Raw genomic sequence first — 15202 nt, 5'->3', positions numbered from 1 at the left:
GTGTGCTCGGAGATGTCGCTCGCGTTGTAGTCGAGCCCGCCTTCGGCCGCACCGTAGGCCGCGAAGTGCTTGGGCGTGGCGAGCATCGAATCGGCGTTCGAGAGATTGCTGCCCTGGAAGCCGCGCACCCGCGCCGCCGCGAACTGGCGCGCGAGGAACGGGTCCTCGCCCACGCCTTCGAGGCCGCGGCCCCAGCGCGCATCGCGTGCGATGTCGACCATCGGCGCGAAGGTCCAGCGAAAGCCGTCGGCCGTGGCCTCGACCGCCGCCGCGCGCGTGGTGCGCTCGGCCAGCGCCGGCTCCCAGCTGGACGCCTCGGCCAGCGGCATCGGGAAGATCGTGCGAAAGCCGTGGATCACGTCCGCGCCGAAGATCAGTGGAATGCCCAGGCGCGACTCGCGCACCGCGATCTGCTGCAGCCGCAGCTTGCCCTCCAGGCCCGCGTTGTTGAAAAGACCCGTGAGGCGGCCGGCGCGCACGTCGGCCGTTTCCTGCTGGCCATTGCGCCACGCGGTTTGCGGGTTGTTGGGGATGTTGATGTCGGCCGGGCCGAAGAGGCTCAGCTGGCCGGCCTTTTCCTCGACCGTCATGCGCGCGATCAGCGATTCGATGCGCGCATCCGCCACGTCGGCGGGCGTGGCGTCGCCCGGGGCGGAGGCGGCGAAGGCGGGAGGAAGGAAGCCGGAGGAGAGGGAGAGGAGGGCGGCGAGCGCCGCTTTTCGAACGTGCATGGCCTCCTATTCTGCAGACAACGGGCCTGGCCCCCGGCAAGCGGGTTTCCGTCGTCGCCGTAGGGCTATGTCCGACCTGCCCTTTTTTGCGCCTTCACTCCGCTGTCGCGCCGGCTTCCTTGGCCACCTTCACCCACTTGGTCGTCTCGCTCGCGATGAACTTCGCGAGTTCCGCGGGCTTCATGTCGCCGGCCGTCACGCCTTGTTCCTCGAAGCGCTTGACCACGTCGGGCTGCTGCACCGCGCGGGCCAGTTCGGCGTTCAGGCGCTGCACGACCTCGGGCGGCGTGCCGTGCGGGGCCATCAGCGCGAACCAGGTCGTCATGTCGTAGCCCTTGAGGCCCGCCTCGTCGAGCGTGGGCACGCCGGGGTAGGCGGGCGAACGCGTCCTGGTCGTCACGGCCAGTGCATGCACCTTGCCGGCCTTGACGTGCGGCGAGGCCGAGGGGCTGGTCTCGATGGCCATCTGGATCTGTCCGCCCATGAGGTCGGCCATCATCGGCGCGCCGCCCTTGTAGGGCACGTGCACGATGTCGGTCTTGGTCATCGACCGGAAGAGTTCGCCCGAGATGTGCTCGGTGCTGCCGTTGCCGGCCGAGCCGAAGTTGACCTTGCCCGGATTGGCCTTGATGTACGCCACGAGTTCGGCCACCGTTTTCGCGGGCACCTTGTCGTTGACGATCAGCACGTTGGGCGTAGAGGCCACGAGCGCGACCGGATCGAAGTCGCGCTGGAAGTCGTAGGCCAGCTTCTTGTAGAGGCCCGGCGCGATCGAATGCGCGATGGTCGCCAGGAACAGCGTGCAGCCGTCGGCCGGCGCCTTCGCGGCGATGGTCGCGCCCACGGTGCCGCCCGCGCCGCCGCGGTTGTCGATGATCACCGGCTGCTTGAGCGCTTCGGAGAGTTTCTGGCCCACGGTGCGCGCGACGATGTCGGTGGTGCCGCCGGCCACGAAGGGGACGACGAGCGTGATGGGCTTGGCGGGCCAGTCGGCGGCAGAGGCCACGCCGGCCGCGAGCATCAGCGTGGCGACAGCGGTGCGCAGGAAATTCTTTCGGTTCATGGTCGTAAGGTCTTGGAGTTGTTGTTGTAAGAGAGATGGCGTCAGGCCACGCGGTTCAGCAGCGGCTGGCCTTCGTTCCAGCGTTTCAGGTTGGCCAGGAAGAGCGCGGCGACGCGCGCTTCGTTGCCGTCCGAGTGGCCGGCGGTGTGGGGCGTGACGATCACGTTCGGCATGTCCCACAGCGGCGACTCGGCCGGCAGGGGCTCGTGCGCGAACACGTCGAGGTAGGCGCCCGAGAGCGCGCCGCTACGCAGTGCATCGATGAGCGCAGGCTCATCGACGACCTCGCCGCGCGAAACGTTCACGAGCCGTGCACCGGGCGGCATCAGCGCGAGCGCGGCTGCATCGACAAGGCCGCGCGTGCGGTCGGTCAACGGGCAGGCGAGCAGCAGCCAGTCGGCGCGCGGCAGCACGGCGTGGATGTCCTCGAAGCGCACGCTGTCGGCGACCGCGCTGCTGCGCACGGCGATGACGCGCAGGCCCAACGCGGAAAGCAGCGCACCGAGGCCTTGCCCGATCGGTCCCCAGCCGGCGATCACCGCCGTCTGGCCCGCCAGGTCGCGCGGCAGGCCGCTGCCCACGAGCGGCGCCCAGGTCTTCTCGCGCTGCGCCGCGAGCAGTTGGGGAAAGCAGCGCGCCAGCATCAGCACCCCGGCCAGTGCGGTCTGCACCACGACGCCCGCGTTGGCGCCCGACGAAGTCGTCACTTCGACGCCGCGTGCGCGCAGCTCGCCGTACACGGGCCGGTCGGCGCCCGACGAATGCGCATGCACCCAGCGCAGCGACCGCGCGCCGCGCAAGGCATCGTGGAACTGCTGCGTGTGCGGCAACACCTTGTGCTTGGTCGAGAGGCCCGTGACGTCGCGCGAGACGAAGGCGAGGTCCGCATCTTCCCCGGGGCTCACCACCACGTGCGCGCGGCCGCCGAGGGCTTCGGCCAGTCCCGCGCCGGCCTGCTGCGCGGCCGCAGGCGTCATCAAGAGGCGCAGCGGCAAAGTCATTCGGCCGTCGCGCCCGACTCGCGCACGATCACTTTCCACTTGTCGTACTCCTGGCGCGTGAACTTGCCGAACTGCTCGGGCGTGCCGCCGACCGGGTCTGCGCCCTCGCGGATCATCTGCGCTTCGAGCGAAGGCAGCGCGTCGTTCACCGACTTGTTGAGCAGCGCGATCACCGGCGCCGGCGTGCCCTTGGGCGCGAAGAAGCCGAACCACGATCCCGCCGAGAACCCGGCGAAGCCCTTTTCGGCCACGGTCGGCACATCGGGCAGCGAACGCGAGCGCTTCAGGCTGCTCACCGCGATGGCGCGCAGCTTGCCCGCGCGGATGTGCGGGATCACCGAGGGAATGGTCGCGAACATGAACTGGATGCGCCCCGCGAGCAGGTCGGTCAGCGCATTGGCGCCCTTGTAGGGCACGTGCAGCGTCTCGGCGCCGATGCGCTTGCTGAGCATGTAGCTCGACAGGTGCGACGAGGTGCCGATGCCGGTCGAGCCGTAGTTCAGCTTGTTGGGGTTGGCCTTGGCGTAGGCGATGAACTCTTCCATCGTCTTGGCGGGCACCTCGGGGTTCACGACCAGCACGTTGGGCACATCGGCGATCTGCACCACCGGCACGAGGTCGGCGAGCGGGTCGTAGGTCATGTTCTTGTAGAGCGTCTGGTTCACCGCCATTGGGCCGACCGAATTGACGATGAGCGTGTAGCCGTCGGCCGGCGCGCGCACCACGAACTCGGTGCCGATGTTGCCGCCGCCGCCGGGCTTGTTGTCGATGACGAAGGGCTGGCCCAGCTTCTCGGACATCTGCTGCGTGACGGCGCGCGCAAGGATGTCGGTGGTGCCGCCCGCGGTGAAGGCGACGACCACGCGCACCGGCTTGTTCGGGTACGCCGATTGCGCATCGGCGCGCGGCGCAGCGCCCAGGCCCGCGGCCAGCAGCACGGCGGCGGCCGCGCCCATGAGCTTGTGCAGGAGAGGGGAGGAAAGCTTGTCTCGTTTCATTTTTCTGATCCTTGGGTCTGTTGGCTCTGTCTCTTCGTCACTTACGGGTGCGGGGGAAAGTCGTACAGCGTCGCCGGGTTGTCGACCAGCACGCGCTGGCGCTGCGCCTCGTCGGGCAGCCAGCGCGCCAGCAGGTTCACGAGGGCGCCGTCGTCCGGCACCTGCTGCGCTTCGAAGTAGTTGATGTGCGGCCAGTCGGTGCCCCACACCACGCGCTCGGCATTGGCCTCGAGCAGCGCGGCGGCGAAGGGGTCGATGTCGGCGTAGGGCGGGCCCATGCCGGTGTTGCGGTCGGCGCCGGAAATCTTGGTCCACGCCTTGCCTTCCGCGACGAGGCGGCACAGCGTGCGAAAGCCCGCATCGTCGATGCCGCGCGAGGCCGCCATGCGGCCCATGTGGTCGATCACCAGCGGCACGCCGGCGCGCAGCAGCCGCTGCGCCAGCTCGACGAGGTCGGGCGCGTGGATCCAGATCTGCGCGTGCCAGCCGCGCTCGGCCAGGCGCGGCGCCAGCGCTTCGAGCACCTCGATGCCCACGCCGTTGCGGTACACGGCATGGCCGTCGCGCTGGAAGAGGTTGAAGCGCACGCCGCGGATGCCGGCCGCGTGCCAGCGGTCGAGTTCCGCATCGGTGGTGTCGGCTTCCGGCACGGCGATGCCTCGCAGGCGATCGGGGTACTGCGCGAGTGCCGCGAGCACCGCGCCGTTGTCGGTGCCGCTCGCGCTGCCGGTCACCAGCACGCCACGCGAGAGGCCCAGCCGGTCGAGGTGCGCGACGAATGCCGCGCCGGGGTATTCGGCGGGCGTGTAGCTGCGGTCGTCGGCCAGCGGAAAGCGGTCGTAAGGGCCGAAGACATGCGCGTGGCTGTCGCACGCGCCGGGCGGCAACGCGAAAGACACGGGCGTGAAGGCATCGCGGGGAGGCAGGCAGGGGCGGGTCATGGTGCGTGCCTCCTCAATCGGCCTTGAGCTTGCCGCTCTTGGCGAGTAGCCGGGCGCCCGCGTCTTCCTTCTTCAACATCGCGAGCCATTCGTCGGGCGACGAGGCCTTGCCGGGACTGCCGACGGAGACGAGGTGGCGCTTGACGTTCTCGTCGGCCAGCGCCTTGCGCAGCGCGGCGTTGATCGTGACGATCACGTCCGGCGGCGTGCCGGCCGGTGCGAGCAGGCCGGTCGCGGTGGTGGCATCGAAATCCTTCAGGCCTGCCTCGCGCAGCGTGGGCACGTTGGGCAATGCGGGGTCGCGGTCCTTCGACATCACGGCGACCGCGCGGAGCATGCCCGACTGGATGTGCGCGGCCGAGCTCGTGAGCTGGTCCACCACGAGGTCGATCTGCCCGCCCAGGAGGTCGGTGAGCGCCGGGGCCGAGCCCTTGTACGGCACGGTGTTCAGGGTCAGCTTGCCGGCCTGTTCGAGCTGCAGCAGCGCGACGTGGTTGGTGGTGCCCGGGCCCGCATGGCCGGCCGTGACCTGGCCCGGCTTGCTGCGCGCGGCCGAGAGCACGGCGTCGATGTCCTTGTACGGGCCTTGTCCGCGCACCGCGATCACCAGCGGCGTGGTGGCAGCGAGGCCGATGGGCGCGAAGTTGGCGAGCGCGTAGGTGGTCTTCGTCATCAGCGGCAGCACGACGAGCGCATTCGGCGTGCTCACGAGCAGCGTGTAGCCGTCGGGCTGTGCGCGCGCCACATACGACGCGCCGATGGCGCCGCCGGCCCCGGCCCGGTTGTCCACGATCACCGACTGGCCGAGGATCTGGCCCAAGGCCGGCGCCAACGTGCGCGCGACGACGTCGAGGTTGCCGCCGGGCGCGAACGGCACGACGAGCGTGACCGGCTTCTGCGGGAATTTCTGCTGCGCGAGCGCGGGCAGCGCGAGCGCCGCTGCAAGCGCTGCCAGCACGGCGGGGAGGTGTCTTCTCTTCATGGGGCGTTGTCTCTGTGTTTCTTCGAAGTGCGCTTGGGCGTCAGTCGCGGAAGCTCGGGTCCATGCGGTCGAGCTTGCGCAGCAGCGCGGGCCATTCCATGAGCCCGTAAGGGCGGCGGGTGCCGGGTTGGTAGTTGTTCCAGGTTTCTTCGAGCACGTTCTGCGGCACGGCTTTGAGCGGCGTGTTGCACGACATCGCGCCGATCTGCGCGCGGCAGGCGAGTTCCAGCCGGTGCATCCAGTTGAAGGCTTCGCCCACGCTGCGGCCCACCACGAGCGCACCGTGGTTGCGAAAGATCACCGCCTCGCTCTGGCCGAGGTCGGCGAGCAGCGACGCCTGTTCTTCGGTGTTGAGCACCACACCCTGGTACTCGTGATAGCCGATCTTCAGGAAGCGCATCGCCGTCTGCGTGAGCGGCAGCAGCCCGCATTCGAGCGAGGACACCGCCATCGACGCCCAGCTGTGCGTGTGGATCACGCAGGCCACGTCGGGCCGCGCGGCATGCACCGCGCTGTGGATCACGTAGCCGGCCTTGTTGATGCCGTAGTTGAGCTCGCCGAAGTCGGGCGACGAGAGGATGCGGCCGTCGGCGTCGACCTTGATGAGGCTGGAGGCGGTGATCTCCTCGTACATCATCCCGTAGGGGTTGATGAGGAAGGCGCCGTGCTCGCCGGGCACGTGCGAGGAGATGTGGTTGGCCATCATGTCTGACATGCCGTACAGGTCGACCAGCCGGTAGCAGGCGGCGAGGTCGATGCGGGCCTGCCATTCGGCGGCCGAGCACTTGTCTTTCATGGAGGGGATCTGGAGTACGCCAGGGTTCGTCATCTCGGGGTTCCTTTTCGATTGCAGGATTCGGTTCGTCGGCGGGTTCAGTCGGCGCCCAGTTGCAGGCGGCTGGGCAGGCGCTTCTCGATCGCGAACTTCAAGAGCGCCGCCGAGCGGAAGATGCCGTGCGCGAACTTGCCGTAGGGCAGCGTGAGGAAGAGCGCCATCACCACGCCCAGGTGCACCGCCAGCAGCAGCGCCATGAAGGTGGTGTCGCGCCATGCGAGGAGCGCGAGGCCGGTGACGCTCGTGAGCAGCAGCAGCGCGATGAAGCCGCGGTCCATCGGCCGCTGCGCCACGTCGCCGTGCGCGGCGTTGCGACGCAGGTTCAGCCAAAGCAGGCCGATGGGACCGATCACGAGGCCGATGCCGCCTGCCGTGCCCAGCAGCACCGGCAGGCTCGTGAGCGCATAGGGCGCGTGCAGGTCGAAAAGGTAGTGGTAGAGCGTCGCCACGCAGGTCGAGGCGAAGCACAGCATGAAGCCGTAGAAGGTGAAGTGGTGGAAGCGCCGGCGCCAGAGCGTGAAGCGGTCGTCCTCGTTGTTGCAGCCTTCGCCGTGGCCGCCGCCCAGGTACTTCAGACGCAGCGCGTCGTGCGCCGCCTCGGCACTCGCGGGGCCGCGCACGCCGGGCATCGACGGTGCATTGCCCGGGTCGTTCGCGGGCGACACTTCGCGCCAGAAGCGGCGCACGCCCATGGCCAGCGCGAACATCACGAAGAGGAACACCGCGCCGAACACCAGCGCGAGGAAGTTGTGCGGAAAGATCGCGTAGAAGTTTCCGGCCATCGGTTCGTGCAGCAGCGAACCCGACATCGCCACGGCCAGCACGAGGAACAGTGCGAGGCCGCCTGCAAGGGCGAGCGCGACGGTGAGCCCGGCCTTCTTGTAGAGCGCCCCCATCGCGGGCGGCCAGGCGTAGTCGTGGTACGTCTGCATGCGCACCTGCGCCATCGCCTGCGGCACGTTCACCGCGAACTCGTGCGGCGGCGCGTACTGGCAGGCATGCAGGCAGGAGCCGCAGTTGTGGCAGAGGTTGGCCAGGTAGTGGGTGTCGGCCTTGCCGAATTCGAGCCGGCGCGTCATCGCGGGGAACACCGCGCAGAAGCCCTCGCAATAGCGGCAGGCGTTGCAGATCTGCAGGATGCGTGCGACCTCGCCCTCGCTGGCGGTCAAGGGCAGGGCGGGCTGGATCGGGATCACGCGCTGCGAAGGCGGGGCGCTGCCGATGCCGTCGGCATCCGCACGGGCGCGTGCGACGAGATCAGTGAGCTGTTGCAAGGGCGGTCTCCGGGGAATTCTTCGAATGGTTCTTGGCGGCCTTCGCTGCCTGCGTGCCGGCGACGCGGCCGAAGGCCGTGCCGATGCTCATGCCGACGCCGGCCGTGTAGCCCTTGCCCAGCACGTTGCCGGCCATCATTTCGCCGGCCACGAAGAGGTTGGGGCTCGCGCGTCCGCCGAAGCGCACGGCCGCGGTCTCGTCCACCTTGAGGCCGAGGTAGGTGAAGGTGATGCCGGGGCGCACGGGGTAGGCATAGAAAGGCGCGGTGTCCAGCGGGCGCGCCCAGTGCGTCTTGGCGGGCGCGATGCCTTCGGTGTGGCAGTCGTCCAGGGCCGTGTGGTCGAAGCGGCCGACGCGGCAGGCGGCGTTGTAGTCCTGCACGGTGCGCACGAACGTGGCCTCGTCCAGGCCGATCTTCTGCGCGAGCTCGCCGAGCGTGTTGGCCTGCGTGCCGGTGAACACCGGCGGCATGAAGCGGCCGACCGCCTTCTGGTCGATGACCGACCAGGCGATCTGCCCCGGCTGCTGCGCCACGAGCCGGCCCCAGATCGCATAGCGCTTGGGCCAGAAGTCCTCGCCCTCGTCGTAGAAGCGCTGCGCTTCGCGGTTGACCACCACGCCGAGCGAGACGCAATCGATGCGCGTGCAGATGCCGCCGTCGTAGAGCGGCGCGCGCGCATCGATGGCCACCATGTGGCCCTGCGACGGATCGCCGATGCTGTCGGCGCCCGCTGCGATCATGTATTTGAGCAACACGCCCTGGTTGAAGCGCGTGCCGCGGATGAGGAAGTTGTCGGCCGGCCACTCGCCGCGCTCGTTCCGGCCCCACGCTTCGCGCAGCCATTCGCGGTTCGACTCGAAGCCGCCCGAGGCGAGCACGCAGCTCTTCGCTTCGATGCGCTCGCCCGCCTCGGTGCGCACGGCCACGAAGCGGTCGCCATCGAGTTCGACCGAGGCCACGGGCGTGTCGTAGCGGATCTGCACGCCCAGCTTCTCGGCGCTGCGGAAATAGGCGTTCACCAGGGCCTTGCCGCCGCCCATGAAGAAGGCGTTGGTGCGCGCCACGTGCAGCGCGCCCGACAGCGGCGGCTGGAAGTGCACGCCGTGGCTGCGCATCCAGTCGCGGCAGTTCGAGGAGGCGCGGATCACCAGGCGTGCCAGGTGCTCGTCGGTGAGGCCGCCGGTCACCTTCAAGAGGTCTTGCCAGTATTCCTCTTCAGGGTAGGCATCGACCAGCACGTCCTGCGGCGCGTCGTGCATGCAGCGCAGGTTGCGGGTGTGCTGCGAATTGCCGCCGCGCCATTCCTTCGGCGAGGCTTCGAGCAGCAGCACCGAAGCGCCTGCCTCGCGCGCCATCAGCGCGGCGCACAGCGCGGCATTGCCGCCACCGACAACCAGTACGTCTATCACTCGTGGGTCTCCTTGGAATCAGGGAGACTTTAGGGAGCATGGCCTTCACGCGAAAGGCCGAAAGCGGCAATGGGTGTTCAGTTTTCGAGAAGACTTGCGCCGGTCCACCGGCCTTCGCGCACCAGGGCGCGGGCGGTGTCGGCAACCACCACGCGCGCGGCGAGCGCCGCGGGCGAGAGCTCGTCGTCCGACAGGCTCACCAGCAGGTTGCGGCGGCCGACGTGGGCATCGCTGATCTGCGTGAGTTCGAGGTCGTCGCGGTCGTGCCGGGCTGTGGCGGCGCCCGGCTGCACGGTGGCGCCGTAGCCGGCGTGCACCGCATCCATCAGGAGCGCGAGGCCATCGACCTCGGCCACGATGCGGGGCGTGACGCGCGCCCGCAGGAAGGCCGCCATCAGCGTGGCGCGCAGGCCGTGGCTGCCGCTCGGCAGGATCAGCGGCACGTCGGCCAGCTGGGACAGGCGCACCTTGGTGCCCTTGGGGCGTTCGGCCAGCGTGGGCGACGCGACGACGAAGAGCTTCTCGGCCAGGAGCGGCGTGACGCTCCAGCGCCGCGGCGTGTCGGTCTGGAACAGCACGGCCAGGTCGAGCTGGCGCGCATGCAGCATCGTCGTGAGGTGGCCCGAGAGCGCCTCGACCATGTGCAGCCGCACCTCGGGGTAACGCTCCTTCATCGCGCGCATCAGGGGCACGCCCAGCACGGTGGCGGTGGTGGGCGCGAGACCCACGCTCACATGGCCCGAAAGGCGCGCCTGCTGCGCGGCGCGCACCGCGTCGTCGGCATGGCGCAAGGTGAGCTGCGCCTGCTGCAGGAAGGCCAGGCCCGCATCGGTGGGCGTGACGCCGGTCGAGCTGCGCTGCAGGAGGCGCGTGGCCAGTTCGCTTTCGAGCCGGCTGATCTGCTGGCTCAGCGCCGAGGTGACCACGCCCAGCTCCACGGCCGCGCGGCCCATGCTGCGTAGCTCGCAGACCTTGACGAAATAGCGCAGTTGCCTCAGTTCCATGCGCGCATCATCGCGCAGGCACGGTGGCGGGCTGGCCGCGGCGCAGCAACAGCCATCCGAACAGCGGGGCCGTGATGTACATCACCACCGAGTAGATGGCGGCCGGCAGCGCGAGCGGAAAGCTACCGAGCACGCTCACCGCGATGAAGATGGCGAGCGTGGAGTTGTGGATGCCGATCTCGTAGCTGATGGCGGTGGCAAGGGGTTTGTCCAGGCCCGCGGCGCGGCTGAGGTAGTAGCCCGCGAGCAGGCTCACGAGGTTGAACAGCAGCACCGGGATGCCGATCTCGGCGAAGGTGGCGGTGATGGTCTTCCACTCGTTCGCGATCGCCAGCACCGTGACCACCGCGAGCACCACGCCGCTGAAGATCTTGGTTGGCTTCTCCATGCGCGCCGCGAAGCCGGGCCGGCGCGAGGCCACGAACATGCCGATGGCCACCGGCACCAGCACGATCGCGATCACCTCCACGAGCTTGCGCGTCTGCAGCGGCACCACCTGGCCGCTCTGCGCGAAATGGCCGATGGCCCAGTTGGCGATGAGCGGCAGCGTGACGATCGACAGCAGCGTGTTCACGGCGGTGAGCGAGATGTTCATCGCCACGTTGCCGCCGAAGAGGTGCGAGAACAGGTTGGCCGAGATGCCGCCCGGCGAGGCCGCCAGCAGCATGAGCCCGATGGCGAACACCGGCGAGAGCCCGAAGCCCACGATGATCGCGTAGCACGCGAGGGGGAGGCCGATCACCTGCAATACCAGCGCGATGGTCACCGCCTTCGGATGCTTGAAGAGCCGCCTGAAATCGGCCAGCGACAGCGACAGCCCCAGCCCGAACATCACCAGCGCGAGCGCGCCGAACAGGAACCGGGTCACGATGAGCGTGGCATCCATGGGTTTTGTCTCCTCTGTCGTTCTTCTTGAAAAAATGGCTGCCGGCACCCGTCGCGCGGGCGCTGGCAGCCGTGGAAAACCGGGGATCGACGCGTCTTATTGTTTGTAGCTGTCGTCGATGCGGTCGAGTTTGCGGATCAGCGAAGGCCAGACGAACATGCCGCCCAGGCCCCCGCTCTGCACCTTCATGGCCTGGCCCACGCCGTCGATGATCCTCGGGTCCACGTGCGTGAGTTCGCTGCCGCCCGATTGCGCGGCGATCTGGATCTGGCAGGTGTTCTCGAAGGTGTACATCGAGAGAAAGGCGTCGGCGATGGTCTTGCCGCAGGTCAGGAGGCCGTGGTTGCGCAGCATGAGGAAGTTCGCATGGCCCATGTCGGCCTGCAGGCGCGGCTTCTCGTCGTCGCGGAAGGCCACGCCTTCGTAGTCGTGGTACGCGAGCGAGGCCAGCACGAAGGTCGATTGCTGGCTGATGGGCAGCACGCCGTTCTTCTGCGCGCTCACCGCGATGCCGGCCTTGGTGTGGGTGTGCAGCACGCACTGGATGTCTTCGCGCGCGGCATGCACCGCGCTGTGGATCACGAAGCCCGCCGGGTTCACTGGGTAGGGCGACTCGATGATCTTGTTGCACTGCTGGTCGACCTTCACCAGGCTCGATGCGGTGATCTCGTCGAACATCAGGCCGTAGGGGTTGATGAGGAAGTGATGCTCGGGACCGGGCACGCGCGCGCTGATGTGCGTGAACACCAGGTCGCTCCAGCCGTAGAGCGCCACGAGGCGATAGCAGGCGGCGAGGTCGACGCGCAGCTGCCACTCCTCGGCGGAGACGAGCTTCTGGATTTCGGATTGCGAGTTTGCGTTCATGGGGGTGTCCTTGGTGTGCTTTGTCTGGGGTCAGGCGGCGGCCGGCTCTTTCAGCACGGTCTTGTAGATGCTCTGCTTGGGCTGCGCCATCAACCGGCGCAGCATGGGCTCGAATTCGCCGATCGGCAAGGTCTCGCCCTTCGGATCGAACGCGGGGTTGTCGTAGAGCGCGCAGAACTCGGCCGTGCGCTCGTAGTGCGGGTGGTCCTTGAAGTTCTCGCGCATGTCGCGGTCCAGCCCGATGTGATGAAAGAAGTAATGGCCCTGGAAGATGCCGTGGTGCTGCACCATCCAGTGGTTGGCCTCGCTCACGAAGGGCTTGAGGATCGCCGCGGCGATGTCGGGGTGGTTGAAGCTGCCGAGCGTGTCGCCGATGTCGTGCAGCAGCGCGCACACCACGTACTCCTCGTCGCGGCCGTCGCGCAGCGCGCGGGTGGCGGTCTGCAGCGAGTGGGTGTAGCGATCGACGGGAAAGCCGCCGTAGTCGCCTTCCAGGATCTGCAGGTGCTTGATCACGCGTGCGGGCAGGCCGCCCGCGAACTGCATGAACTCGCCGCCGATCAGTTGCCAGTCTTCGCGCGTGCTTTCCTGCATGCTCGTGAAACCTGCGCGTTCGCTCATCGTGTCGTCTCCGTTTTTCTGTTCAGAGGGTGGCGGTCACTGTAGACCCGCACTTGACGCTCAACTGTCAAGAATTTGACAATGCAGGGTGCTGGTAAACCCCTGTGCTCACAGGTGCCTGAGCCCTTCCGATGCCTCCTTCCTCCAAGCCGCGTCTCTCCGCCCCGCACCGCGCTGCGCTGGAGGGCAACCCATGGTTCACCAGCATGCCGCGCACGCAGCGCGAGGCGCTGGTGGGCGCGGCCGAGCTCATCCACGTGCGGCGCGGGACCATGGTGTTCCGCCAGGGCGATCCGATCCATGCGGCCGGCGGCGGTTTCTACGGGCTCGTCGCAGGCACGATCAAGATCTCGTCTTTGCGCCAGGACGGGCGCGAGGCGATCCTCGCGGTGCTGGAGCCGGGCAACTGGTTCGGCGAGATCACGCTGATCGACGGCTCGCCGCGCACGCACGATGCCACCGCGCTCGAAGCGCTCGACCTCCTGGTGGTCTCGCCCGAAGCCTTCGCGCGGCAGATGCGCGACGTGGTGTTCTCCAACGCAATTGCCGCGATGCTGGCGGCGCGCGTGCGCATGCTCTATGGCCTTGCGGAAGACGCCACGCTGCGCAGCCTGCGCGCGCGGGTGGCGCACCGGCTGCTGGTGCTCGCGCGCGGCGATGCGACGCAGTCGGTGCACCTGCGGCATCGGCTGATGCTGCCGCAGGAGGCGCTCGCGATGATGCTCGGCGTGACGCGCCAGACGCTCTCGAAAGAGCTCAACGCGCTGGCGGGCGAGGGCGTGGTCGCGCTGGGCTACGGGCGCATCGAGCTGCTGTCGCTCGATGCGTTGCAGCGGCTGGTCAGCACCGGCTGACGCCGTTCAGCGCAACACCCGCCCGTCGGCCGAGATGCTGATGAGGTCGATGCTGCGCACGTTGTCGCGCAGGCCCGGGCGCAGGTTGATGCGAAAGCCGCCCACGTCGTAGTCGGTCATCGCGGTCATCGTGCGCTGCAGCGTCGCGGTGTTGAAGCCGCGGCCCGCGCGGCGCACCGCCTCGCCCACGGCCTTGGCGGCGATGAACCCTTCGAGCCCTTCGTACGACGCCGTCTGGTCGGAGTTGTCGACCGCCGCGAGGTACTCCTTGACGATCGGAATGGCCGAGGGCCGGGGCGAGGGCACCACCTGCGAGATCACGATGCCGCCGATGTCCTTGCCCAGCTCCGCGTAGAGCGGATCGATCCCCACGATCGAGAAGGCCATGAAGTTGCCCGTGTAGCCGCTCTTGCGCAGCTTCCGGATGGCGTTGGCCGTGGTGCCCGAGAGCGACACCAGCACGATGGCCTGCGGCGACTGCTTTTGCACGTCCTTCAGCGCGGCATCGAGCTTGTCGCCGCCCGCGGGCACCAGCGCGCTCGCGACCAATGGCGTGAGCTTGAGTTCGGTGATCGCCTGCTGCACGGCCGCCAGGCCCGCGCGGCCCATGGCGTCGTCGTCGCCCAGGAAGGCGACGCGGGTCTGCCCCACGGTGGCGCACTGGCGCACGATCTTGAGGGCCTCGTCGATCATGCCGGGCCGCACGTGGAACACGTTGGGGCGGTCGGCGCCGCGCAGGTTGTCGGCCGCCGCGAAGGGCGCGAATAGCAGGCTGCCCTGCTGCGTGGCCACGTTCGCGCCGGCCTCGCTGCTGGCGGTGCCGACGAAGCCGAAGAGGAGGTCCGCCTTCTGCGCGCCGAGCAGCGTGCGCGCGTTGGCGCTGGCACGGGCGGCTTCGTAGCCGTCGTCGAGCTGCACCAGTTTCAGTTGCAGGCCGGTGGCCGCGTTGCGGGCGTTGAAGTCGCTCACCGCGAGCCGGCTACCCGCCGCGAAGGCGCTGCCGATTTCAGCGGCGCCGCCGGTCAGCGGCACCGATTGCCCGAGCAGCACGACGCGCGCCGCCCCGCCTGCCGTGCGGGTCTGCGCCGATGCGCCCCGGGTGATGCCCATGCCGATGCCGCTTCCGAGCAGCACCGCGCCGCATGCCTTCTCCAACCAATCCCTGCGTGACTTGTTCATTGCACACCCTTTGTGAGAAGTAGTAAAAAAGTGTAGCAATATTGAGGCCAGGGCGATAGCAGCGGCTGCTACAGAATTGCCCTATGAAATTTGCTTTTCTCTGGGGTGGATTCGGGCTGTGCATGGCGCTCGCGGGGTGCACCGCGCCGCCGCGCGACGTGGTGGAAATCGCACAGCCTGCGCAGATGCCGGCGCCGGGCGTCGTGTCCGAGCCGCCGCCCATCGTCATCAGTGCGCCGCCTGCCGAGGCCGCGCCTCCCCAGGCGCCTGCGGCGACTCCCGCCATCGTGAAGCCCGCGGCGATCCGCCATCGGCGCCTGCCCGACTACCCGACCGCGCTGGCGGACGAGGGTGTGGAGGGCCAGGTGATCGCCGTTTTCTACGTGGGTGAATCAGGCACGCCCGAGGGCGTCCGCATCGAACGGTCGCCGCACCCGCTGCTCTCGAAGGCGGTGACCGATGCGCTCAAGGGGTGGCGTTTCGACCCGGCACGGTCGGCGGACGGACGGGCGGTGCGCACCCTGATGCGGTTGCCGTTCCACTTCAAGGCGGAATAGC

The 15202-nt window shown here is 68.6% G+C and carries 16 protein-coding genes; 2 read left to right on the top strand and 14 right to left on the bottom strand.

All coding sequences use genetic code 11. The features are described 5' to 3' along the window. The 13 genes from RT97_RS17980 to RT97_RS17920 all read right to left on the bottom strand — a co-directional run. On the bottom strand, window positions 1-731 hold a 731-nt coding region (locus tag RT97_RS17980; protein ID WP_042580157.1), incomplete at its 3' end, for a glycoside hydrolase family 3 N-terminal domain-containing protein. 94 nt (window positions 732-825) lie between these two features. Next, on the bottom strand, window positions 826-1794 hold the full coding sequence (locus RT97_RS17975) for a Bug family tripartite tricarboxylate transporter substrate binding protein (RefSeq protein WP_042580156.1): 969 nt from the start codon (window positions 1792-1794) through the stop codon (window positions 826-828). A gap of 41 nt (window positions 1795-1835) precedes the next feature. Further along, the gene (locus RT97_RS17970; protein ID WP_042580155.1) at window positions 1836-2795 is read right to left on the bottom strand and encodes a D-2-hydroxyacid dehydrogenase; all 960 of its coding nucleotides are present in this window, start codon (window positions 2793-2795) and stop codon (window positions 1836-1838) included. Then, window positions 2792-3751, bottom strand: coding sequence for a Bug family tripartite tricarboxylate transporter substrate binding protein (locus tag RT97_RS17965; protein WP_042580154.1), 960 nt, complete (start codon window positions 3749-3751; stop codon window positions 2792-2794). The genes RT97_RS17970 and RT97_RS17965 overlap by 4 nt, the downstream gene beginning before the upstream one ends. 83 nt (window positions 3752-3834) lie before the next feature. Next, window positions 3835-4734 (bottom strand): amidohydrolase family protein, encoded by a 900-nt coding sequence (locus RT97_RS17960; protein WP_042580153.1) that lies wholly within the window; start codon window positions 4732-4734, stop codon window positions 3835-3837. Window positions 4735-4747: 13 nt separating this feature from the next. Next, window positions 4748-5716 (bottom strand): tripartite tricarboxylate transporter substrate binding protein, encoded by a 969-nt coding sequence (locus RT97_RS17955; RefSeq protein WP_042580152.1) that lies wholly within the window; start codon window positions 5714-5716, stop codon window positions 4748-4750. A gap of 40 nt (window positions 5717-5756) precedes the next feature. Next, window positions 5757-6545: a class II aldolase/adducin family protein gene (locus tag RT97_RS17950; RefSeq protein WP_042580151.1), complete on the bottom strand. Its 789-nt coding sequence runs from the start codon at window positions 6543-6545 to the stop codon at window positions 5757-5759. 44 nt (window positions 6546-6589) lie between these two features. Further along, complete coding sequence (gene tcuB, locus RT97_RS17945) at window positions 6590-7825, bottom strand: tricarballylate utilization 4Fe-4S protein TcuB (protein ID WP_080898347.1); 1236 nt, start codon at window positions 7823-7825, stop codon at window positions 6590-6592. Next, a complete protein-coding gene (tcuA, locus tag RT97_RS17940) occupies window positions 7809-9236 on the bottom strand; it encodes an FAD-dependent tricarballylate dehydrogenase TcuA (RefSeq protein ID WP_042580150.1) in 1428 nt (475 codons plus the stop codon). Before tcuA ends, tcuB begins: the two co-directional genes overlap by 17 nt. 77 nt (window positions 9237-9313) lie before the next feature. Then, window positions 9314-10240 (bottom strand): LysR family transcriptional regulator, encoded by a 927-nt coding sequence (locus RT97_RS17935; protein ID WP_042580149.1) that lies wholly within the window; start codon window positions 10238-10240, stop codon window positions 9314-9316. A 7-nt stretch (window positions 10241-10247) separates the two neighbouring features. Then, entirely contained in the window at window positions 10248-11126 is an 879-nt protein-coding gene (locus RT97_RS17930; protein WP_042580148.1) for a bile acid:sodium symporter family protein, read from the bottom strand. Window positions 11127-11222: 96 nt separating this feature from the next. After that, entirely contained in the window at window positions 11223-11990 is a 768-nt protein-coding gene (locus RT97_RS17925) for a class II aldolase/adducin family protein (protein ID WP_042580147.1), read from the bottom strand. Window positions 11991-12020: 30 nt separating this feature from the next. Beyond that, a complete protein-coding gene (locus RT97_RS17920; protein WP_042580146.1) occupies window positions 12021-12611 on the bottom strand; it encodes an HD domain-containing protein in 591 nt (196 codons plus the stop codon). Between the two features lie 131 nt (window positions 12612-12742). Here RT97_RS17920 and RT97_RS17915 point away from each other — a divergent pair, with 131 nt between their 5' ends. Then, the gene (locus RT97_RS17915) at window positions 12743-13465 is read left to right on the top strand and encodes a Crp/Fnr family transcriptional regulator (protein WP_042580145.1); all 723 of its coding nucleotides are present in this window, start codon (window positions 12743-12745) and stop codon (window positions 13463-13465) included. A 6-nt stretch (window positions 13466-13471) separates the two neighbouring features. Here the strand turns inward: RT97_RS17915 and RT97_RS17910 are convergent, their stop codons facing one another. Continuing rightward, a complete protein-coding gene (locus RT97_RS17910) occupies window positions 13472-14644 on the bottom strand; it encodes an ABC transporter substrate-binding protein (RefSeq protein ID WP_042580144.1) in 1173 nt (390 codons plus the stop codon). Window positions 14645-14727: 83 nt separating this feature from the next. Here RT97_RS17910 and RT97_RS17905 point away from each other — a divergent pair, with 83 nt between their 5' ends. After that, window positions 14728-15201, top strand: a complete 474-nt coding sequence (locus RT97_RS17905) for an energy transducer TonB (protein WP_080898346.1) — start codon at window positions 14728-14730, stop codon at window positions 15199-15201. The last annotated feature ends 1 nt before the right edge of the window (window position 15202 follow it).

The organism is Variovorax paradoxus (assembly GCF_000834655.1).
Taxonomy (GTDB): domain Bacteria; phylum Pseudomonadota; class Gammaproteobacteria; order Burkholderiales; family Burkholderiaceae_C; genus Variovorax; species Variovorax paradoxus_F.
Note: the sequence above shows the minus strand (reverse complement) of the source record. Positions and strands in the feature narration are given on the sequence as shown.

Bases quoted from the DNA above. Each gene is read 5' to 3' on its own strand.
- RT97_RS17955 (WP_042580152.1), bottom strand. From the start codon at position 5,716: ATGAAGAGAAGACACCTCCCCGCCGTGCTGGCAGCGCTTGCAGCGGCG.
- RT97_RS17915 (WP_042580145.1), top strand. From the start codon at position 12,743: ATGCCTCCTTCCTCCAAGCCGCGTCTCTCCGCCCCGCACCGCGCTGCG.
- RT97_RS17965 (WP_042580154.1), bottom strand. From the start codon at position 3,751: ATGGGCGCGGCCGCCGCCGTGCTGCTGGCCGCGGGCCTGGGCGCTGCG.
- RT97_RS17910 (WP_042580144.1), bottom strand. From the start codon at position 14,644: ATGAACAAGTCACGCAGGGATTGGTTGGAGAAGGCATGCGGCGCGGTG.
- RT97_RS17905 (WP_080898346.1), top strand. From the start codon at position 14,728: ATGAAATTTGCTTTTCTCTGGGGTGGATTCGGGCTGTGCATGGCGCTC.
- RT97_RS17925 (WP_042580147.1), bottom strand. From the start codon at position 11,990: ATGAACGCAAACTCGCAATCCGAAATCCAGAAGCTCGTCTCCGCCGAG.
- RT97_RS17970 (WP_042580155.1), bottom strand. From the start codon at position 2,795: ATGACTTTGCCGCTGCGCCTCTTGATGACGCCTGCGGCCGCGCAGCAG.
- RT97_RS17930 (WP_042580148.1), bottom strand. From the start codon at position 11,126: ATGGATGCCACGCTCATCGTGACCCGGTTCCTGTTCGGCGCGCTCGCG.
- RT97_RS17920 (WP_042580146.1), bottom strand. From the start codon at position 12,611: ATGAGCGAACGCGCAGGTTTCACGAGCATGCAGGAAAGCACGCGCGAA.
- RT97_RS17960 (WP_042580153.1), bottom strand. From the start codon at position 4,734: ATGACCCGCCCCTGCCTGCCTCCCCGCGATGCCTTCACGCCCGTGTCT.
- RT97_RS17935 (WP_042580149.1), bottom strand. From the start codon at position 10,240: ATGGAACTGAGGCAACTGCGCTATTTCGTCAAGGTCTGCGAGCTACGC.
- RT97_RS17975 (WP_042580156.1), bottom strand. From the start codon at position 1,794: ATGAACCGAAAGAATTTCCTGCGCACCGCTGTCGCCACGCTGATGCTC.
- RT97_RS17950 (WP_042580151.1), bottom strand. From the start codon at position 6,545: ATGACGAACCCTGGCGTACTCCAGATCCCCTCCATGAAAGACAAGTGC.